The organism is Pseudomonas glycinae (assembly GCF_001594225.2).
GTDB lineage: Bacteria > Pseudomonadota > Gammaproteobacteria > Pseudomonadales > Pseudomonadaceae > Aquipseudomonas > Aquipseudomonas glycinae.
On sequence record NZ_CP014205.2, the window covers coordinates 4350984 to 4370718 of the forward strand.

At 61.2% G+C, this 19735-nt stretch carries 17 protein-coding genes; 8 read left to right on the forward strand and 9 right to left on the reverse strand.

Going from position 1 to position 19735, the window contains the following annotated elements; all coding sequences use genetic code 11:
- Positions 1-157 precede the first annotated feature (157 nt).
- Positions 158-1456, forward strand: a complete 1299-nt coding sequence (locus tag AWU82_RS19820; RefSeq protein ID WP_011332965.1) for a mechanosensitive ion channel family protein — start codon at positions 158-160, stop codon at positions 1454-1456.
- A gap of 63 nt (positions 1457-1519) precedes the next feature.
- On the opposite strand, the gene AWU82_RS19825 is transcribed toward AWU82_RS19820, so the two are convergent.
- Entirely contained in the window at positions 1520-2161 is a 642-nt protein-coding gene (locus AWU82_RS19825; protein WP_007956548.1) for a hydrolase, read from the reverse strand.
- 169 nt (positions 2162-2330) lie between these two features.
- Here AWU82_RS19825 and AWU82_RS19830 point away from each other — a divergent pair, with 169 nt between their 5' ends.
- On the forward strand, positions 2331-3236 hold the full coding sequence (locus tag AWU82_RS19830) for a LysR family transcriptional regulator (RefSeq protein WP_064383190.1): 906 nt from the start codon (positions 2331-2333) through the stop codon (positions 3234-3236).
- Here the strand turns inward: AWU82_RS19830 and AWU82_RS19835 are convergent.
- The 3 genes from AWU82_RS19835 to AWU82_RS19845 form a co-directional block, all read right to left on the reverse strand.
- Positions 3181-4062: a carboxylate/amino acid/amine transporter gene (locus AWU82_RS19835; RefSeq protein WP_064383188.1), complete on the reverse strand. Its 882-nt coding sequence runs from the start codon at positions 4060-4062 to the stop codon at positions 3181-3183. The genes AWU82_RS19830 and AWU82_RS19835 overlap by 56 nt on opposite strands.
- 212 nt (positions 4063-4274) lie before the next feature.
- On the reverse strand, positions 4275-4874 hold the full coding sequence (locus AWU82_RS19840) for an FMN-dependent NADH-azoreductase (RefSeq protein WP_064383187.1): 600 nt from the start codon (positions 4872-4874) through the stop codon (positions 4275-4277).
- 159 nt (positions 4875-5033) lie between these two features.
- On the reverse strand, positions 5034-5348 hold the full coding sequence (locus AWU82_RS19845) for a hypothetical protein (RefSeq protein ID WP_064383185.1): 315 nt from the start codon (positions 5346-5348) through the stop codon (positions 5034-5036).
- Between the two features lie 49 nt (positions 5349-5397).
- Here AWU82_RS19845 and AWU82_RS19850 point away from each other — a divergent pair, with 49 nt between their 5' ends.
- The 5 genes from AWU82_RS19850 (at position 5398) to aqpZ (ending at position 10510) form a co-directional block, all read left to right on the forward strand.
- Positions 5398-6321: a PA3225 family LysR-type transcriptional regulator gene (locus tag AWU82_RS19850; RefSeq protein ID WP_011332960.1), complete on the forward strand. Its 924-nt coding sequence runs from the start codon at positions 5398-5400 to the stop codon at positions 6319-6321.
- Between the two features lie 14 nt (positions 6322-6335).
- Positions 6336-7139, forward strand: a complete 804-nt coding sequence (locus AWU82_RS19855; protein ID WP_064383183.1) for an alpha/beta fold hydrolase — start codon at positions 6336-6338, stop codon at positions 7137-7139.
- Positions 7140-7142: 3 nt separating this feature from the next.
- Entirely contained in the window at positions 7143-7706 is a 564-nt protein-coding gene (locus tag AWU82_RS19860) for a peptidylprolyl isomerase (RefSeq protein ID WP_064383181.1), read from the forward strand.
- Between the two features lie 87 nt (positions 7707-7793).
- Complete coding sequence (locus AWU82_RS19865; RefSeq protein WP_064383178.1) at positions 7794-9626, forward strand: ABC transporter ATP-binding protein; 1833 nt, start codon at positions 7794-7796, stop codon at positions 9624-9626.
- Between the two features lie 188 nt (positions 9627-9814).
- Positions 9815-10510, forward strand: a complete 696-nt coding sequence (aqpZ, locus tag AWU82_RS19870) for an aquaporin Z (protein ID WP_064383176.1) — start codon at positions 9815-9817, stop codon at positions 10508-10510.
- A 15-nt stretch (positions 10511-10525) separates the two neighbouring features.
- Here aqpZ and AWU82_RS19875 read toward each other — a convergent pair whose 3' ends face one another.
- A complete protein-coding gene (locus AWU82_RS19875; protein WP_064383175.1) occupies positions 10526-11650 on the reverse strand; it encodes a GNAT family N-acetyltransferase in 1125 nt (374 codons plus the stop codon).
- Between the two features lie 283 nt (positions 11651-11933).
- On the opposite strand from AWU82_RS19875, the gene AWU82_RS19880 reads away from it, so the two are divergent.
- The gene (locus tag AWU82_RS19880) at positions 11934-13256 is read left to right on the forward strand and encodes a putative porin (protein WP_011332954.1); all 1323 of its coding nucleotides are present in this window, start codon (positions 11934-11936) and stop codon (positions 13254-13256) included.
- Between the two features lie 138 nt (positions 13257-13394).
- Here AWU82_RS19880 and AWU82_RS19885 read toward each other — a convergent pair whose 3' ends face one another.
- From AWU82_RS19885 to hrpA, 4 genes are all read right to left on the reverse strand, one after another.
- Complete coding sequence (locus AWU82_RS19885; protein WP_064383173.1) at positions 13395-13631, reverse strand: anti-sigma factor family protein; 237 nt, start codon at positions 13629-13631, stop codon at positions 13395-13397.
- Positions 13625-14236, reverse strand: a complete 612-nt coding sequence (locus AWU82_RS19890) for an RNA polymerase sigma factor (protein WP_064383171.1) — start codon at positions 14234-14236, stop codon at positions 13625-13627. Before AWU82_RS19890 ends, AWU82_RS19885 begins: the two co-directional genes overlap by 7 nt.
- A gap of 136 nt (positions 14237-14372) precedes the next feature.
- A complete protein-coding gene (locus AWU82_RS19895; protein WP_011332951.1) occupies positions 14373-15494 on the reverse strand; it encodes a beta-ketoacyl-ACP synthase III in 1122 nt (373 codons plus the stop codon).
- Between the two features lie 324 nt (positions 15495-15818).
- On the reverse strand, positions 15819-19730 hold the full coding sequence (hrpA, locus tag AWU82_RS19900; RefSeq protein ID WP_064383169.1) for an ATP-dependent RNA helicase HrpA: 3912 nt from the start codon (positions 19728-19730) through the stop codon (positions 15819-15821).
- Between the last annotated feature and the right edge of the window lie 5 nt (positions 19731-19735).

Consider the following 19735-nt stretch of genomic DNA (forward strand, 5'->3'; position numbering starts at 1 on the left):
GCATAGGTTACCGGTTTCGAGCGCTCAGGCCGAGTTTCTTTGTGAAATCCGCCGTAATCAGTGGCTTTTTTGTTGCTCGATTTGTCTCCAACGGTAATACACAGCGTCTTAAATGCTCTAATCGCCCGTCGCGTCTTACAGAAGAATCGTTTCACTCATGGATTTCAAACAGCTCTGGCTCAATGCCCAAGACCTCTGGGGTGCCCTCGAACAGCACCCGCTCCTGCACGCCGGCCTGGCACTGCTCCTGTTATTGGTGATCGCGCTGGTACTCGGACGAGTGGCGCGTTATCTGATCCTGCATGCCAGCCGCATGCTCGGTCGCCAGCCCGCGTTGCACTGGATCAACGACTTTCGCCATAACAAGGTATTTCAGCGTCTGGCGCAGATGACGCCATCGCTGGTGATCCAGTTCGGCCTGCACCTGGTGCCGGAACTGAGCAAGACCGCCACGGTGTTCCTCGGCAACGTGGCGCTGGCGTTCACCATTCTGTTCCTGTTGCTGTCGGTCAGCGCCCTGCTCAATGCGCTGCTGGACATCTACGCCCGCACCGAACACGCCCGCACCCGCTCGATCAAGGGGTATGTGCAACTGGCGAAAATGGTCCTGTACGTGTTCGGCGCGATCATCATCGTCGCCACCCTGATCGACCGTTCGCCGCTGTTGCTGCTGTCGGGTCTGGGTGCGATGTCGGCGGTGATCCTGTTGGTCTACAAGGACACCCTGCTGTCGTTCGTCGCCAGCGTGCAACTGACCAGCAACGACATGCTGCGGGTCGGCGACTGGATCGAAATGCCGCAGGTCGGCGCCGATGGCGACGTGGTCGACATCACCCTGCACACGGTCAAGGTGCAGAACTTCGACAAGACCATCGTTTCCATCCCGACCTGGCGCCTGATGTCCGAGTCGTTCAGAAACTGGCGCGGCATGCAGCAGTCCGGCGGGCGGCGGATCAAGCGCAGCCTGTTCATCGACGCCAGCGGTGTGCGCTTCATCCGCGACGACGAAGAAGAAAAACTCTCCCAGGTGCACCTGCTGACCGCTTACATGGGGCGCAAGAAAGCCGAGCTCAAGGCCTGGAACGAAGCCCAGGGCAACGTCGCGGCGATGTCGGCCAACCGCCGGCGCATGACCAACATCGGCACCTTCCGCGCCTATGCCTTGGCTTACCTGAAGAGCCATCCGGAAATCCAGCCGAACATGACCTGCATGGTCCGCCAGATGCAAACCACCGCCCAGGGCATTCCGCTGGAAATCTACTGCTTTACCACGACCACGGTGTGGGCCGATTACGAGCGGATCCAGGGGGATATTTTCGATTACCTGCTGGCGGTGCTGCCGGAGTTTGGGTTGAGCCTGTATCAGCAGCCGAGCGGTGGGGATTTGCGGTCGGGGTTGTTGCCGGCAGTCCTTGGCGCGAGCCACATTCCAGAAGCCGAAAAACATCTGATGTAGCGCTTTCTTCAAATGCAAAAAAAGACGCAACCTTGGTTGCGTCTTTTTTTTCCCGCCGATTTATCAGGCCTGCCGCTGCGGTGCCTTGTGCACCATGGTGTAGGCGTAGTCGACGCCCATGCCGTATGCGCCGCTGTGTTCCAGCACCAGGTCCATCACTGCCTGATAAGTGTCTTTGTGCGCCCAGTCACGCTGGTACTCGAGCAGCACTTGCTGCCAGGTCACCGGCACCGCGCCGGCCTGAATCATCCGCTGTACCGACATGTCATGGGCTTCCTTGGTGGTGCCGCCGGACGCGTCGGTGACGATGTACACCTCGTAGCCTTCAGCCAGGGCTTCCAGAGCCGGGAAGGTCAGGCAAACCTCGGTCCACAGCGCGGCGATAATCAGCTTTTTGCGCCCGGTGGCCTTCACGGCGTCAACCAGCGCCTTGTCTTCCCAGGAGTTCATCGAGGTGCGCTCGATCGGTTTCTGCTCAGGGTGTACTGCCAGCAATTCCGGCCAGATGTAGCCGCTGAAGCTTTCGGTTTCGACCGAGGTGTAAATGGTCGGCACGTTGAAGATCTTGGCAGCCTTGGCCAGGCCAACGGTGTTGTTCTTCAGGGTCTGACGGTCAATCGACTGTACGCCGAAAGCCATTTGCGGCTGGTGGTCGATCAGGATCAGGGCGGAGTTGGTTGGGTTCAGCAGTTCACGGATAGACATGGCGCGTTCCTTTTGATGTCGATTCAAAGTTTCGATTGGGTATTGGTGAGTCGAGGCGTTTTGCCGTCTGCGGCGTTGTTGTCTCGGCTTGGATGTCACTTTAGGGGCTAGCCGATAAAGGGACAATTCCCTAAAATCGAGAATCATTGATTCTAAAATAGGGACAATCATGGATCGCATCGAATGCATGCGCGCCTTCGTGGTGACGGTCGGCGAGAACGGCTTCGCGGCCGCCGCCCGTGCCATGGACGTGCCACGCTCGAAAGTCAGCAAACAGATTCAGGCGCTGGAAGAAGCCATCGGCGTGCAACTGCTGCAACGCACCACCCGCAGCCTGCACCTGACCGAGGCCGGTGCCGAGTATTTCGAAGCGGCGCGGGAAGTGATTGCGGCGCTGGACGAGGCCGAGCAGCGAGCTCGGGACGGAGTTGGCGAATTGCGCGGGGTGTTGCGGGTGAACGCACCGATGTCGTTCGGCCTGCGGCGGCTGGGCAAGCTGATTCCGCTGTTCAATGAGCAACACCCGAACATCGAACTGCAACTGGTGCTCAGCGACCAGCAGGTCGATCCGGTGCGCGGCGGCTTCGACGTGACCATCCGCATCGCCAGCCTGCCCGACTCGACCATGATCGCCCGGCAACTGGCGCCCGCCCCACGAATCATGGTCGCCTCCTCCGCTTACCTCGAACGCGCAGGCACGCCGCAGACCCCGCAGGATCTGCGCTCACATCAATGCTTGAACTACGGCTATCTGCAGAGCGGCGTCAGCCTGCAACTGTGCAACGGCAAAGAAACGCAGCGGGTCAACGTGACCGGGCCGCTGCACGCCAACAACGGCGACTTGCTGGCGCAAGCGGCCGAGGCCGGCATGGGCATTGCGCTGCTGCCGGACTTCATCGTCGAAGAGGCACTGGCGGCCGGGCGGCTGGTGCCGGTGCTGTGCGAATGGCAGGCGCCGGCGATCACCATCAACGCGGTGTATTCGTCAGCGCGACGAGTGCCGCAGAAGACTCGGGCGTTTATCGCGTTTCTGGTGGAGCAATTGGCGCCGACTGGCGAATCCCCAACCGGCTGATCCACACCGCCGCCAGAATCACGCAGCCACCGAGGAACAACCGCCCGAGCTCCTCGTGCTGATTCCAGATCAGCAGGTTCAGCAGCAACCCAACCGGTACATGCAGGTTGTTCATCACCGCCAGGGTGCCGCCGTTGACCAGGCAAGCACCCTTGTTCCACCAGTACAAACCGAGTGCGGTGGAGACCAGACCAAGGAACACCAGCACACCCCATTGCAGCGGCGCTTCCGGCAGGAAGTTGGATTTACCGAACAGCAGGAACGCCGGCAGCGCCACCGCGAGTGCGCCGAGGTAGAAGAAACCGAAACGACGGTAATGCGGCAGATCGCTCGGGTGTTTCGCCACCAGATGCTTGTACAGCACCTGCCCGGCGGCGTAGGTGAAGTTGGCCAGTTGCAGCAGCAAAAAGCCCATGAAGAAGTCCGGGTTGATCCGGTCGTAGCGAATCACCGCCGCGCCTGCGACCGCCACCAGTGCCGCGATCAGCGCCCACGGGTTGAAGCGTCGGTTGAGCGCGTCTTCGATCAGCGTCACGTGCAGCGGCGTGAGGATAGTGAACAGCAGCACTTCCGGCACCGTCAGCACCCGGAAGCTCAAATACAGGCAGACGTAAGTCACGCCGAACTGCAACGCGCCGATCAGCAGCATGCCGCGCATGAACGCCGGTTCCACCGAGCGCCAGCGGGTCAGCGGAATGAACACCAGCCCGGCCAGTACCACACGCACCAGCACCGCGAAGTAGCTGTCGACATGACCGGCCAGGTATTCGCCGATCAGACTGAAGGAAAACGCCTGGATCAGCGTGACAAAAAGTAGATAGCCCATGCTCGCCTCGATTTCGAATGGCGGCGACGATAGCGTTTTTTGCCGGCCATCGCTAAATCCCGGGCAAAAAAAAGCCCGATCTCGCTAAAGCGTTCAATCGGGCTACAGCACTCAGGAGCAACAAGTGCAAAGGGAGGTTCGATGCGCGTAGAGCCTTGAAGGGGTTGCGCCAGGTCACTAGAACAATCGGCGATTATCTGGCGATTAACATATCAGGCGACCTGGGACAGTTTGGCGTTGGCCTGGTTGAGGCCTTTCTCCTGGAAGTCGCCGCCCAGGTTCATGCCTTCGGCGTGGATGAAGGTCACGTCATTAATGCCGATGAAGCCCATCACCTGACGCAGGTACGGTTCCTGATGATCCGCCGGGCCGCCGGCGTAGATGCCGCCGCGAGCGGTCAGCACGTAGGCACGCTTGCCGCTGAGCAGGCCTTGCGGGCCGGTTTCGGTGTACTTGAAGGTCACGCCGGCACGCAAGACGTGGTCGAGCCAGGCTTTCAGGGTGCTCGGGATGGCGAAGTTGTACATCGGCGCAGCCATCACCAGCACGTCGGCGGCCAGCAATTCATCGGTCAATTCGTTGGAACGGTCCAGCGAGGCCTGCTCGCTGTCGTTGCGCTGCTCGGCGGACTTCATCCAGCCGCCCAGCAGGTTGATGTCCAGGTGCGGCACCGGGTTCACGGCGAGGTCACGTACGGTGATCTGATCGGCCGGATGCGCCGCTTTCCATTGACCGATAAAGGTCTGGGTCAGTTGACGGGAAACCGAGTCTTGCTGGCGGGCGCTGCTTTCGATGATCAGAACGCGGGACATGTTGTGTAGCCTCCATCCGAGAATGTTGTAAGTCGATGGAGTGAAGGTTAAACAGTGCCGTATCGATGAAAAAGCGCAAATAATTGCTGCAAAGCATCGAAAAATTCGTTTAGATGCAAGCCGCAGCCTGTGGAAGCCCGCTCCCACAGGCCCATGACGCTATTTCGGGGTGCAGCTCAGCTTGATGCGCAGCTTGATGATGGTCCGGGTGAACTTGGCCGTGGCGTTCTTATGCTTACCCGCAGCCACTTCGATGTTGCGGGTACGCGGCGCTTCCGGGCCGTTGGTGAACACCACCTTGCAGGTCGCGTCGACGTCGCCGTAGTTGTTGACCTGGATGGAGCCGATGTCGTTATCGGTGTCAAACGCGTTGTAGTCGATCTTCAGGCCGTTGAGATCTTTCTCCACATCGATCGGGTACGCGAACGCAGTCAGCGGAAGCAGCACCAGCAACACACAACAGAATTTTTTCATTCGGCAGTCTCCATGAGGGACCGCCAGCTTAGGACAAGAGGAGCTATTGATGAAAGCGCCCCGCGTGACCCTTGATCAATGGCGAACGTTGCAGGCCGTGGTCGACCACGGCGGATTCGCCCAGGCCGCCGAGGCCCTGCACCGTTCGCAATCGTCGGTGAGCTACACCGTCGCCCGCATGCAGGATCAGCTCGGCGTGCCGCTGTTGCGCATCGACGGTCGCAAGGCTGTACTGACCGAAGCCGGCGGCGTGCTGCTGCGCCGCTCGCGACAGCTGGTGAAACAGGCCAGCCAGCTGGAAGACCTTGCCCATCACATGGAGCAGGGTTGGGAAGCCGAAGTGCGGTTGGTGGTGGACGCCGCCTACCCCAGCGCCCGTATCGTGCGCGCATTGACCGCTTTCATGCCGCAGAGCCGTGGCTGCCGGGTGCGTCTGCGTGAGGAAGTGCTGTCGGGCGTCGAAGAAGTGCTGCTTGAAGGTGTGGCCGATCTGGCCATCACCGGCCTGAGCATTCCCGGTTACCTCGGCGCGGAATTGAGCGATGTCGAATTTGTCGCCGTCGCCCATCCTGACCATGCGCTGCACCGGCTCAACCGCGAGCTGAGCTTTCAGGACCTGGAAACCCAGATGCAAGTGGTGATCCGCGACTCCGGCCGCCAGCAACCCCGGGACGTCGGCTGGCTCGGCGCCGAGCAGCGCTGGACCGTCGGCAGCCTCGCCACGGCCGCGACGTTCGTCAGCAGCGGCCTGGGATTCGCCTGGCTGCCACGCCACATGATCGAGCGGGAACTGAAAGACGGCTCGCTCAAGCTGCTACCGTTGGACAGAGGCGGCAATCGCAACTCCAGTTTCTATCTGTATTCGAACAAGGACAAACCCTTGGGCCCAGCCACGCAAATCCTGATCGAACTGCTGCGCACCTTCGACACCCTGCCGCTGGACGCACCGTTCGCCGCCCCCGAACAAGCCTGACACGGAGTTCACCGATGGCGTATTTCGAGCATGAAGGTTGCAACCTGCACTACGAGGAATATGGCCACGGCGTTCCGTTGCTGCTGGTTCACGGTCTGGGCTCCAGCACCCTGGACTGGGAAATGCAGATCCCGGTACTGGCCGCGCATTACCGGGTGATCGTCCCGGACGTGCGCGGTCACGGTCGCTCCGACAAGCCCCGCGAGCGCTACAGCATCGCCGGCTTCAGCGCCGACATCGTTGCCCTGATCGAACACCTGAAGCTTGGCCCGGTGCACTACGTCGGGCTGTCCATGGGCGGCATGATCGGCTTCCAGTTCGCTGTCGATCAGCCCCGGATGCTCAAGAGCCTGACCATCGTCAACAGTGCCCCCGAGGTCAAGTTGCGCAGCCGCGACGATTACTGGCAGTGGTTCAAGCGCTGGAGCCTGATGCGCCTGCTCAGCCTCGCCACCATCGGCAAGGCCCTTGGCGCCAGGCTGTTCCCCAAACCGGAGCAGGCGGATTTGTGCCAGAAGATGGCAGAGCGCTGGGCAAAAAACGACAAACGTGCTTATCTCGCCAGCTTCGATGCGATTGTTGGCTGGGGGGTTCAGGAACACCTTTCCCGGGTCACCTGTCCAACCCTCGTCGTCAGCGCCGACCGGGACTACACCCCCGTTTCGCTGAAAGAAACCTATGTCAGACTGCTGCCCGATGCGCGGCTGGTGGTGATCGCCGATTCACGCCACGCCACCCCGCTCGACCAGCCCGAACGCTTCAATCAAACGCTGCTGGAGTTCCTCGCCACAGCCGATAATCACCCTCAGGATCACTGACCCATGCTGAAAAAACTCGCCCTCGCCGCCGGCACCGTGCTGTTCGCCGCCAACCTGATGGCTGCCACGCCGGCGAAAGCGCCGCACGTGCTGCTGGACACTACCAACGGCCAGATCGAAATCGAACTGGACCCGGTCAAGGCGCCGATCAGTACCAAGAACTTCCTCGAGTACGTCGACAGCGGTTTCTACAACAACACCATTTTCCACCGCGTGATCCCGGGTTTCATGGCCCAGGGCGGCGGCTTCACCCAGCAGATGCAACAGAAAGACACCAAGGCCCCGATCAAGAACGAGGCCAGCAACGGCCTGCATAACGTTCGCGGCACCCTGTCGATGGCCCGTACCTCCAACCCGGACTCGGCAACCAGCCAGTTCTTCATCAACGTGGCCGACAACGCCTTCCTCGATCCGGGCCGTGACGCCGGTTACGCGGTGTTCGCCAAAGTGGTCAAGGGCATGGACGTGGTCGACATCATCGTCAACTCCCAGACCACCACCAAACAGGGCATGCAAAACGTGCCGATCGACCCTGTGATCATCAAGTCGGCCAAGCGCATCGACTAAGCTTTACAGGGCATATCGAGCGGCGCTGGCTGATGTCACGCCGCTCACACTGATAAAAGGAGAGCCCGTGCTCCGGGCGGTTATCTGATGCTCTATCGCCGTTTCGAACAACTGATCGACATATTCCGCGATGCGCCTACGGCATCCCCGCCGGACCGCGTTCTGCCCTTCTACACCTATTACCTGAAGCAGGTCTGGCCGAGTTTCGTCGCCCTGCTGATCGTCGGCCTGTTTGGAGCCCTGATCGAAGTGGCGCTGTTCAGTTATCTGAGCCGCATCATCGACCTCGCCCAGGGTACGCCGAACGTCGACTTCTTCAAGGTGCACGGCGTCGAACTGGCGTGGATGGCGGTGGTAGCGTTACTGCTACGCCCGCTGTTTCTGGCGCTGCACGACATGCTGGTACACCAGACCCTTAGCCCGAGCATGACCAGCCTGATTCGCTGGCAGAATCACAGTTACGTGCTCAAGCAGAGCTTGAACTTCTTCCAGAACGACTTCGCCGGGCGCATCGCCCAGCGCATCATGCAGACCGGCAACTCGCTGCGCGATTCCGCCGTGCAAGCGGTGGACGCGTTGTGGCATGTGCTGATCTACGCGATCAGTTCGCTGGTGCTGTTCGCCGAGGCCGACTGGCGCCTGATGATCCCGTTGCTGACGTGGATCGCCGCCTACATCGGCGCGCTCTATTACTTCGTGCCACGGGTCAAGGACCGTTCGGTGGAAGCCTCCGACGCGCGCTCGAAGCTGATGGGCCGGATTGTCGACGGCTACACCAACATCGCCACCCTGAAGCTGTTCGCCCACACCAACTTCGAGCAGCACTACGCCCGCGAAGCGATCCAGGAACAGACCGAAAAAGCCCAACTGGCCGGCCGCGTGGTCACCAGCATGGACGTGGCCATCACCACCATGAACGGCCTGTTGATCGTCGGCACCACCGCGCTGGCCCTGTGGCTGTGGACGCAATCGCTGATCAGCGTCGGCGCCATCGCCCTGGCCACCGGCCTTGTCATCCGCATCGTCAACATGTCCGGGTGGATCATGTGGGTGGTCACCGGCATTTTCGAAAACATCGGCATGGTCCAGGACGGTCTGCAGACTATCTCGCAACCGGTCAGCGTCACCGACCGGGAGCAAGCCAAACCACTGGCCGTGGCCCGTGGTGAAGTGCGTTTCGAGCACGTGGATTTTCACTACGGCAAGAAGAAAGGCATCATCGGCGACCTCAACCTGACCATCAAACCCGGCGAGAAAATCGGTCTGATCGGCCCGTCCGGCGCCGGCAAATCGACCCTGGTCAACCTGCTGTTGCGCCTGTACGACGTCGAAGGCGGGCGGATCCTGATCGACGGCCAGAACATCGCCGAAGTCGGCCAGGAAAGCCTGCGCGCGCGGATCGGCATGATCACCCAGGACACTTCGCTGCTGCACCGTTCGATCCGCGACAACTTGCTGTACGGCAAGCCCGACGCCACTGACGCCGAACTCTGGGAAGCGGTGCGCAAGGCCCGTGCCGATGAGTTCATTCCGCTGCTGTCGGACGCCGAGGGGCGCACAGGATTCGATGCGCATGTCGGCGAACGCGGGGTGAAACTGTCCGGTGGTCAGCGTCAGCGGATCGCGATCGCGCGGGTGCTGCTCAAGGACGCACCGATCCTGATCACGGACGAAGCGACCTCGGCCCTGGACTCGGAAGTCGAAGCGGCGATTCAGGAAAGCCTGGAAACCCTGATGCAGGGCAAGACCGTGATCGCCATCGCCCACCGCCTCTCGACCATTGCCCGCATGGACCGGCTGGTGGTGCTGGAAAACGGCAAGATCGCCGAAAGCGGCAACCATGCCGAACTGCTGGCCCACGGCGGATTGTATGCGCGGTTGTGGGCGCACCAGACCGGAGGGTTTGTCGGCATCGATTGATCCTGCGTCAAAACACAAAAACCGCCAGAGCCCTTTAACCACGGGCTCTGGCGGTTTTTTATCGCCTGCTGGAAATCCCCTGAAACCCTGCTGTAATCAGCGAAGGCTCCGGAACGGAACCTGTCGTAAATCTGCAGGGACGCACCACTGGATGCAGTCTCGATAGCACGCCTATCAAGGACTCTGTCATGTCTCTGTTCAAACGTTCAGTCACTGAGTTGTTGGGTACGTTCTGGTTGGTGTTGGGCGGGTGCGGCAGTGCGGTCATTGCCGCGTCTTCACCCTTGGGAATCGGAGTGCTGGGGGTCGCCCTGGCGTTTGGTCTGACGGTGCTGACGATGGCGTTTGCCATCGGCCACATCAGCGGCTGTCACCTCAACCCGGCCGTGTCGGTCGGTCTGGTCGTCGGCGGTCGGTTCCCGGCCAAAGAACTGCCTGCCTACGTCATCGCCCAGGTGATCGGCGGGATTCTGGCAGCGGCCCTGCTCTACCACATCGCCAGCGGCAAGGAAGGTTTCGACATCGCCGCAGGCCTTGCCTCCAACGGTTATGGCGAACACTCGCCGGGCAAATACTCGATGGCATCCGGGTTCGTCACCGAGCTGGTGATGACCGCCATGTTCGTGGTGATCATCCTCGGCGCCACCGACAAACGCGCCCCGGCAGGTCTGGCACCGATCGCCATCGGCCTGGCCCTGACGCTGATCCACCTGATCTCTATCCCGGTCACCAACACCTCGGTCAACCCGGCCCGCAGCACGGGCCCGGCGCTGATGGTCGGCGGCTGGGCCATCGCCCAGTTGTGGATGTTCTGGGTCGCGCCGCTGCTGGGAGCGGTGGTCGGCGGCGTGCTCTATCGCTGGCTGGGCAAGGAAGACAGCTGAAGGAGCCGGCGAGGATCAGACCTGCCGATACGGCAAGGCGCTCCTCGCCTCTTCGGCATAGGCCAGTACACCGGCGCGCTCCTGGTGCAGGAAGTCTTTGACCGCGGCTTTCAAACCGGGATGGCGCAGGTAATGCCAGGAATGGGTGATCACCGGTTCGAAACCGCGAATCAGTTTGTGCTCACCCTGGGCACCGGCATCGAAACGTTGAAATCCATTGGCAATCGCATAGTCCATGCCCTGATAGAAACAGGTCTCGAAGTGCAGCCGGTCGAACTCGGCCAGGCATCCCCAATAGCGTCCGTAAAAACTGTCGCCGCCCACCAGGCTGAACGCCATCGCCACCGGCCGTGAGCCCTGTCGGGCCAGGACCACGCGAATCGATTCCGGCATGCGCTCGGCCAGCAGGCTGAAGAATTCCCGCGTCAGGTACGGCGCCTGCCGGCGTACCGCGTAGGTGTTGGCGTAACAGGCGTAGACAAAATCCCACTGCGCCTCGTCCAGCTCGCGTCCTTCCAGCCATTCGAACTCGAAACCCTGCCCCGCCACTTGTTCGCGCTCCTTGCGCATCTGCTTGCGCTTGCGCGAGGCGAGCACGTCGAGGAAATCCTGAAAGTCGCGGTAGCCGCGATTCTGCCAGTGGTACTGACAGCCGATGCGTTGCAGCCAGCCCGGCTGCTCGGCCATGGCGGCATCGGTGAACGCGTCGGTGAAGTTGATGTGAGCACTGGAGAGCTCTTCGACTTCCAGATACCCCGGCAGGCTCTTGAGCAGTTCGAATCCGTCCTCGACATTCGCTGCCAGCAACCGTGGGCCACTGACAGGGCTGAAGGGCACCGCGCTCAAGAATTTGGGGTAGTAATCGATGCCGGCCCGGGCGCAGGCATCGGCCCAGCCGTGGTCGAACACGTATTCGCCGTAGGAATGCCACTTGCGATAACCGGGCAACGCCGCGATCACCCGCCCCGCTTCGACGTGCAGCAAATGCTCCGCTTGCCAACCGGTGTGCGGGCCGACGCTGCCGCTGTCCTCCAGCGCAGAAAGAAACGCATGGCGCAGAAACGGCTGGTTTTGCGGGACCAGAACATCCCAGTCGGACGCTGGAATTTCCGACAGTTTGTGCAGACGTTGCAGCGGCATTTTCCTCTCCACTTTCGGGCGTGAACGCCCGGCGAGTATCGCTGATCGGCCGGGCGTTGCCCACGTCAGATTGCGCGACAGCGCTCTGGATCAATAGTTCACGGCCATTTTGTATCGTCATCAACCTGCCATCATCGTGCCACTGCTCTGTCATAAACCATCGCGATACTGGCGCCTGTTTTTAGAGCGCCGGGTTCTACCCCGGACACTGTTTTCCGACCGTCAAACCGTCGGTTGTGCCCAGGATGGTTCAGCCATCCCCTTTTCATCTTCGGAGATTGCTATGCGTCTTGCTTCCACGAAAACTGCGGCGGCCCTGTGCGGTGGCCTGTTGCTGGCCATGAGTGTACCGGCCAGTGCCGCAGTCGACGCCAAACTGCTCGACATGCTCAAGGCTAACGGTTCGATTTCCCAGGCGCAGTACGTTGAGCTGCAAACTGAACTGGCCAAGGATCAGAAGGCCCAGCAAATCGCGCAGCAGGCGCAGCAAGAGACCAACGAGCAAATCGCGGCGACCGCGAAGAAAACCAACGAGCTCAGCAGTTTCGACCAGAAACTGGCCTGGGCCGCCAAGACCCAATTCAAGGGCGACGTGCGTATCCGTCAGGAAACCATCAAGATCGACGGCGAACCGAATAACGGCGGCCGCGACAAGGATCGCCAGCGCATCCGTGCCCGTCTGGGTGCCTACACCGAGATCAACCCGCAAGTCGACACCGGCATCCGCATCGCCACCGGCGGCGGCGACGACGCCCGTTCGACCAACCAGGACCAGGACAACTACTTCGACAAGAAGCAGATCTGGCTCGACCTGGGCTACATCGACTACCACCCGGATCAGATCAAGAACCTGCACATCATCGGCGGCAAGATGCTGCAACCGTGGGTGAGCATGGGCGACGTGATCTGGGACAGCGACATCAACCCGGAAGGTCTGGCCGTTACCTACAAGTATCCATTGGGCAGCAGCGTCGAGCTGTTCGGCAGCCTGGGTAATTACAATCTCAAGGACAACGTGGACGGCGACGGCGTGCAATTCCGTCATGACCTGCGTCTGACCGCCGGTCAGTTGGGCAGCCGCTTCGCCATCACCGACAACCTGAAACTGACCCTGGGCGGCAGCGTCTACGCCTACCAGAACGACGAAGACAGCCGTTGCACCGGCACCTCCACGCCGTGCGCCCTGGCCGTCAACGGCAACTCGGCGAACAACGAATTCCGTCTGTACGAAGGCTTCAGCCAGGTCGACATCGGCGGCCTGCCAATGCCGCTGTCGTTCTATGGCCAGTACGTGAAGAACAACGATGCAGTGACCGATCAGGACACCGCGTGGCTGGTCGGTGCCAAATCGAAAGTCTTCGGCCTGAACCTCGACTACAACTATCGTGACGTGCAGCGTAACGCTGTGGTCGGCGCCTTCACCGATTCGGACTTCGCCAACGGCACCACCGGTTCCCGTGGCCACAAGTTCAAGGTCGGTTACGACATCGACAAGAACTTCGCCATTGGCGCGACTTACTTCCTGACCAAGGCCGACTTCTCCAGCCGTACCCAGCGTGATGCAGACACCAACACCCTGCAGCTGGATGCGGAAGCGAAGTTCTAAAAAATCAGCGACAAGCGGCAAGTTTCAAGCTGCAAGTGAATGCCTCACTTGCAGCTTGAAGCAGCTTTTGTTCAACAGACTGGCGCGGCCGCAGCGATCCCCATCATCCGTTCGCTGCGGCCGCGCCAGTCTGTGTTTTCAGGATCGATCCTTGCGCCGCAGCTCTGCCAGCTGCTCGGCCAAGGCGTCCACGCCCTCTTCAGGCTTTTGCGGCATCGCTCGCAAAGTCGCCTGCATCAAACGCATCTGGCGAATGAATCGCCGGCAATTGCGGCAGAACATCAGGTGATGACGCACCATCAGTTTCTCGCGAAAGCTCAACTGGCCATCAAGATAATCGCTGGATCGCGCCACTTGCTCCTTGCAGGTCAACATTCTCCCGTCTCCTCAAAATGCTCCACGGTCGCAAAGACCTTCAAACGCGCCCGATGCAGCAGCACGCGGACATTGGAGAGCGAGATCTCCAGAAGATTACAGATCTCCTCCAGCTCCAGACCCTGGCGCTCGCGCAGCGTGAGCACACTGCTCTGAAGTTCGGAGAGACTGAGCAACGTATGCTCCAGGCATTCACGCAGCTCGCCTTCGGTCAGCAATGCCTCGGGGGTGTCCTGGTGCCAGGCGAACGGTGCGACCAGCCAGTGGCCGTCGCCGGGAGAAAAACGATCGTCGTCGATGGTGCCGTGGGGGGACGGCAGATCATCCAGCAATACTTCGCGACGATTGAGTTTGTAGCGGCTCTTGGCCGAGTTGGCAGTAATGGTCAGCAGCCAGGTCTTGAGGCTGGAGCGCCCCTCGAAGCGACTGATATGACGCACCACCGACAGCCAGGCATCCTGCACCACTTCTTCGACATGGCGCTGGCCGACAATCGCGTACGCGACCGCGCGCATAGGGCTTTGATAGGTACTGACCAGTTCCTTGAATGCCTTTTGCTCACCGGCGAGCAGGCGCTCAAGTAGTCGGGTGTCGTCTACCGCCATCCATCATTCCCCTTTTTCTGTCTTCGAAAGAATAGCGGCAGGACTATTCGCCTGCCGCCACGTTCGAAAATTACAGCGTTCGCGCCGATTCGGATGTAGGAAACGTCAGCGCGATTAAGAGGAAATGAACTCGCTCTTAACGTTTACGCAGAATCACGCTACCAATCGAGTAACCGGCACCGAACGAACTCAGCACCGCCAGCGAACCGGCCGCCAGATCGTCCTGATATTTGTGGAACGCAATCACGGAACCGGCGGAGCTGGTGTTGGCGTAGGTGTCGAGAATCACCGGGGCTTCTTCTTCGGTGGCTTCGCGGCCCAGCAGCTTGCGCACGATCAGGTGGTTCATGCTCAGGTTGGCCTGGTGCAGCCAGAAGCGCTTTACGTCACCGACATTGAGCTTGTTCTCTTCCAGATGCTCGCCAATCAGTTCGGCCACCATCGGGCAAACATCCTTGAACACCTTGCGGCCTTCCTGCACGAACAGTTTGTCGCGGGCGCCGATGCCCTCTTCCGCTGCGCGGTTGAGGAAGCCGAAGTTGTTGCGGATGTTGTTGGAGAACTTGGTCAGCAGTTTGGTGCTGACCACGTCGAACTGGTGCTTGGAGGTTGCCAGATCGGCGCGCTCGATAATCACGGCGGTGGCCGCGTCACCGAAGATGAAGTGGCTGTCGCGGTCACGGAAGTTCAGGTGGCCGGTGCAGACTTCCGGGTTGACCATCAGGATTGCCCGGGCCTGGCCCAGTTGCACGGTGTTGGCGGCTTGCTGGATGCCGAAGGTGGCCGACGAGCAGGCAACGTTCATGTCGAAACCGAAACCCTGGATGCCCAGCGCTTCCTGGACTTCGATGGCGATGGCCGGGTAGGCGCGTTGCAGGTTGGAGCAGGCGACGATCACGCCGTCGATGTCGGCGGCGGTCTTGCCGGCACGTTGCAGGGCTTGCTCGGCAGCGCCGATGGCCATCTGGCAAAGCACCGACCATTCGTCGTTGGAACGCTCCGGCAGGCGTGGCGCCATGCGCGCAGGGTCGAGGATGCCATCCTTGTCCATGACAAAGCGGCTCTTGATGCCGGAAGCTTTTTCGATGAACGCGGCGCTGGACTCGGTCAGGGCCTGGACTTCGCCGCTGGCGATGGCTTCGGCGTTGTCCGCATTGAACTGGGCGACGTAGGTATTGAAGGACTGCACCAGCTCTTCGTTGGAGATGCTGTTGGCCGGGGTGTACAGGCCGGTGCCGCTGATGACGACGTTATGCATGGTCGTTTCTCTAATCTGTTCAGGCAGAAAGTGCTGGCACCGACGTGCCAACACGCAAAGGGTCCATTCCCGTATCAAGGGACGCAAAAACCAGGCATCGCTTTATTCCGCTGCGCGGCCCGGCAAAGGCTCTGGGACGCGAAAACGGCATTTATGGTGGCGAAGTTTGCCATAAACCCAAGGTTTTGGCCCCATTCTCAAGTTTGCTGATCGTTCCCACGCTCCGCGTGGGAAAGCAGCCAGGGACGCTCCGCGTCCCAAAAGCGGACGCAGAGCGTCCGGGGAAGCGCTACCACGCAGAGCGTGGGAGCGATCAGGCACTCGCTAGGGTTCGACCTGCGTCCATTGTTTGTTCAGCCGCTTGTCGGAGATCGGCACTTTCGTCCCCAACTGCTGGGCGAACAGCGAAACCCGATACTCCTCCAGCCACCAGCGATACAGCTCGAGTTGCGGATCGCGTTTGCCTTCCTGAGCATGTTTGGCGGCGCGGGTCTGGTATTGCGTCCAGAGCCCGGCGAGTTCGCCGCTCCAGACCCGATCCTTCTGCACCTGCGCGCCCAGCTTCTCGAAACGCTGCTCGACCGCTTTCAGATAGCGCGGTAACTCCTTGAGCCAGAGCATCGGCGTTTCCCGGACGAAGCCCGGATACACCAGATGGCTGAGCTGCTGCTTGATGTCGTTAAGCGCCACGGCCTGAGCCAGATCGATCTTGCCCTTGAAGCGTTTTTGCAGACCGTGCCAGAGCTTGAGGATTTCCAGCGTCAGCCGTGCCACGCGCTCGGCGTGTTCGGTCCAGCTGCCGCGCTTGCGCTCGGCCAGCGCCGCCAGACCTGCGCCGTCACGCGGCAACGGGTCTTCGCCCTCGAGAATGCAGCTGTCGAGGCTGGCCAGCAGAATGTCTTCGACCAGCGCATCGACCCGACCCAGCTCGCGGTACAGCAAACCCAGTTCGGTCAGGCCCGGCAACTTGCCGCGCAGGAACTTGGCCGGTTCCGCCAGTTGTTGCATCAGCAGGCGTTGCAAGGCGCGGCGGTGCTGGAATTCAGCTTCGGCCGGCGTCGAGAAGCGCCCTTCCTTGACCGTGCCGCCCTCTTCCACCAACGCCGGATAGACCGTCATCGACAGCCCGGCGATCTTCTGCTGAGTCTTTTCCGCCACCGGCGCGAAGACCTTGGCCTCCACCGGTTGCTGACTTTTCGCACTTTGCGGCACGGCCAACGCAGCCTGGCTGGCTTCGGCGAAACGTGCGGTCAGCTCGGCCAGATCCCGGCCTTCGCCTAGGAACTTGCCTTGGCCGTCGACGATTTCCAGGTTCATCCGCAGGTGGCTTTCAACCTGCTGCGCCGCTTCGGCCCAAGCCTCATCGCTGACCCGCGCACCGGTCATGCGCAGCAGTTCACGGCCCAGCGCTTGCGGCAACGAACCTTCGGCAAAGGTCATGCGTTGCAGCGCGGCCTTGATGAAGTCCGGCACCGGCACGAAGTTTTTGCGCAATGCCTTGGGCAGGTTGCGCACCAGCGCAATGCATTTGGCTTCGATCAGCCCCGGCACCAGCCACTCCAGGCGCTCCGGCGGCAGCATCGGCAACAGCGGCGCCGGCACACGCAGGGTCACACCGTCGCGCGGGTGATTCGGTTCGAAGTGATAACTCAGAGCCAGTTCCAGATCGCCGATGTGCAGCGTGTCCGGATAATGCTGGGCGGTGACTTCGCTGGCTTCGCGGGCCAGCACGTCTTCCTCGCGCATGATCAGCAGTTGCGGATCTTTCTGGCTGTTGACCCGATACCAGCTATCGAACGTCGCGGTCTGGTGAATCTCCGCCGGCAGTCGCGCGTCGTAGAACCCGAAGAGGGTTTCCTCGTCGGCCAGAATGTCCCGGCGACGGGCCTTGGCTTCCAGTTCGTCGAGCTGTTCGAGCAATTGCTTGTTGGCGGTCAGGCACTTGGCCCGGGACTGAATCTCGCCCCGCACCAGACCTTCGCGGATGAACAGCTCCCGCGAAACCACGGGATCCACCGGGCCGTAATGCACTGGCCGGCGACCGACCACGATCAGGCCGAACAGGGTGATCTGCTCGAACGCCACGACCTGGCCGCGCTTCTTCTCCCAGTGAGGTTCGAAGTGGTTCTTCTTGATCAGGTGCCCGGCCAGCGGCTCGATCCAGTCGGCGTCGATCTTCGCCACCATCCGCGCGTAGAGCTTGGTGGTTTCCACCAGTTCGGCGGTCATCACCCACTGCGGGCGTTTCTTGCCTATGCCTGACGACGGGTGAATCCAGAACCGCCGCTGACGGGCGCCAAGATAGTCGCCGTCCTCGGTTTTCTGGCCGATCTGGCTGAGCAGGCCGACCAGCACCGCTTTGTGCAGCTTCGGATAATCCGCTGGCTCTTTGTTCAGGCTCAGCTGCAAGTCGCGACAGATCAGGCTCAACTGACGGTGGGAATCACGCCACTCGCGCAGGCGCAGATAATTGAGGAAATTCTTCCGGCACCAATTGCGCAGCGGACTGGCGGTCAACGCTTGGCGCTGTTCTTCGAAGCCACGCCACAGATTGACCAGCCCGGCGAAGTCCGAATCGGCGTCCTTCCACTGCGCGTGGGCCTGATCAGCGGCTTGCTGACGCTCCGGCGGACGCTCGCGCGGGTCCTGAATCGACATGGCGCTGGCGACGATCAGCACTTCCTGCAGGCTGCCGAGTTTTGCCGCTTCCAGCAGCATGCGGCCCATGCGCGGGTCCACCGGCAGGCGCGCCAGCTGGCGGCCGAGCGGGGTCAGCTGGCTGTTGCGATCCACCGCCGAGAGTTCTTGCAGCAGGTTGAAACCATCGCTGATCGCCTTGCCGTCCGGCGGCTCGATGAACGGGAAATCGGTGATCTCGCCGAGGCGCAGATGGAGCATCTGCAAAATTACCGCCGCGAGGTTGGTACGCAGGATTTCCGGATCGGTAAATTCCGGGCGACCGAGGAAATCCTCTTCGCTGTACAAGCGCACACAAATACCCGGCTCGACCCGGCCGCAGCGACCTTTACGCTGGTTGGCGCTGGCCTGGGAAATCGCTTCGATCGGCAGCCGCTGAACCTTGGCGCGGTAGCTGTAGCGACTGATGCGCGCGGTGCCGCTGTCGATCACGTAACGGATGCCCGGCACGGTCAGCGAGGTTTCGGCGACGTTGGTTGCCAGCACCACGCGACGGCCCGGATGCGACTGGAAAATCCGCTGCTGTTCAGCCGGCGACAGGCGCGCGTACAACGGCAGGATTTCGGTGTGTTTGAGCTGGGCCTTGCGCAGCATGTCGGCGGCGTCGCGGATCTCACGCTCGCCGGGCAGGAACACCAGCACATCACCGGGACTGCGGCGCTCGCTGCGCTCATAGGCGGCGATTTCGTCGAGAGTAGCGAGGATCGCCTGATCGACAGTCAGGTCGTCTTCGACACGGTTGCCCTCTTCGTCCTGCTCAAGCGTCAGCGGGCGATACCAGGTGTCCACCGGGAAAGTACGGCCAGACACTTCGACAATCGGCGCATCGTCGAAATGCCTGGAGAAACGCTCCAGATCGATGGTCGCCGAGGTGATGATGACTTTCAGATCCGGACGACGCGGCAGCAGGGTTTTCAGGTAACCGAGCAGGAAGTCGATGTTGAGGCTGCGTTCGTGGGCTTCGTCGACGATGATCGTGTCGTAGCGTTCGAGGTAGCGATCGTTCTGGGTTTCCGCCAGCAGGATGCCGTCGGTCATCAGTTTGATCAGGGTGTTGGAATCACTCTGGTCTTCGAAGCGCACCTGATAGCCGACCAGCGCGCCCAGCGGCGTACCGAGTTCTTCGGCGACCCGACTGGCCACACTGCGCGCAGCAATTCGCCGAGGCTGGGTGTGGCCGATCAAGCCATGCTGGCCGCGACCGATCTCCAGACAGATTTTCGGCAACTGGGTGGTTTTACCCGAGCCGGTTTCGCCGGCGATGATCAGCACCTGATGCTTTTCCAGGGCCTTCTTGATTTCGTCACGCTTGGCCGCAATCGGCAGGCTGTCGTCGTAACGGATCACCGGCAGGCTGGCCTTGCGCGCCAGCACCTGATCGCAGGACGCCTGCATCCGCGCCACCCACTGGACCAGTTTGGCTTCGTCGGGTTTCTTGCGCAGCTCAAGCAACTGCCGCCGCAGCCGGTGGCGGTCGGCGAGCATGGCGTGATCGAGGTTTTTCAGCAGTTTGTCGATGGAGGGCGATTCGTCGGTCATCGGGT

Coding starts and splice junctions, on each gene's coding strand:
- AWU82_RS19820 (WP_011332965.1), top strand. CDS start 158: ATGGATTTCAAACAGCTCTGGCTCAATGCCCAAGACCTCTGGGGTGCC.
- AWU82_RS19825 (WP_007956548.1), bottom strand. CDS start 2,161: ATGTCTATCCGTGAACTGCTGAACCCAACCAACTCCGCCCTGATCCTG.
- AWU82_RS19830 (WP_064383190.1), top strand. CDS start 2,331: ATGGATCGCATCGAATGCATGCGCGCCTTCGTGGTGACGGTCGGCGAG.
- AWU82_RS19835 (WP_064383188.1), bottom strand. CDS start 4,062: ATGGGCTATCTACTTTTTGTCACGCTGATCCAGGCGTTTTCCTTCAGT.
- AWU82_RS19840 (WP_064383187.1), bottom strand. CDS start 4,874: ATGTCCCGCGTTCTGATCATCGAAAGCAGCGCCCGCCAGCAAGACTCG.
- AWU82_RS19845 (WP_064383185.1), bottom strand. CDS start 5,348: ATGAAAAAATTCTGTTGTGTGTTGCTGGTGCTGCTTCCGCTGACTGCG.
- AWU82_RS19850 (WP_011332960.1), top strand. CDS start 5,398: ATGAAAGCGCCCCGCGTGACCCTTGATCAATGGCGAACGTTGCAGGCC.
- AWU82_RS19855 (WP_064383183.1), top strand. CDS start 6,336: ATGGCGTATTTCGAGCATGAAGGTTGCAACCTGCACTACGAGGAATAT.
- AWU82_RS19860 (WP_064383181.1), top strand. CDS start 7,143: ATGCTGAAAAAACTCGCCCTCGCCGCCGGCACCGTGCTGTTCGCCGCC.
- AWU82_RS19865 (WP_064383178.1), top strand. CDS start 7,794: ATGCTCTATCGCCGTTTCGAACAACTGATCGACATATTCCGCGATGCG.
- aqpZ (WP_064383176.1), top strand. CDS start 9,815: ATGTCTCTGTTCAAACGTTCAGTCACTGAGTTGTTGGGTACGTTCTGG.
- AWU82_RS19875 (WP_064383175.1), bottom strand. CDS start 11,650: ATGCCGCTGCAACGTCTGCACAAACTGTCGGAAATTCCAGCGTCCGAC.
- AWU82_RS19880 (WP_011332954.1), top strand. CDS start 11,934: ATGCGTCTTGCTTCCACGAAAACTGCGGCGGCCCTGTGCGGTGGCCTG.
- AWU82_RS19885 (WP_064383173.1), bottom strand. CDS start 13,631: ATGTTGACCTGCAAGGAGCAAGTGGCGCGATCCAGCGATTATCTTGAT.
- AWU82_RS19890 (WP_064383171.1), bottom strand. CDS start 14,236: ATGGCGGTAGACGACACCCGACTACTTGAGCGCCTGCTCGCCGGTGAG.
- AWU82_RS19895 (WP_011332951.1), bottom strand. CDS start 15,494: ATGCATAACGTCGTCATCAGCGGCACCGGCCTGTACACCCCGGCCAAC.
- hrpA (WP_064383169.1), bottom strand. CDS start 19,730: ATGACCGACGAATCGCCCTCCATCGACAAACTGCTGAAAAACCTCGAT.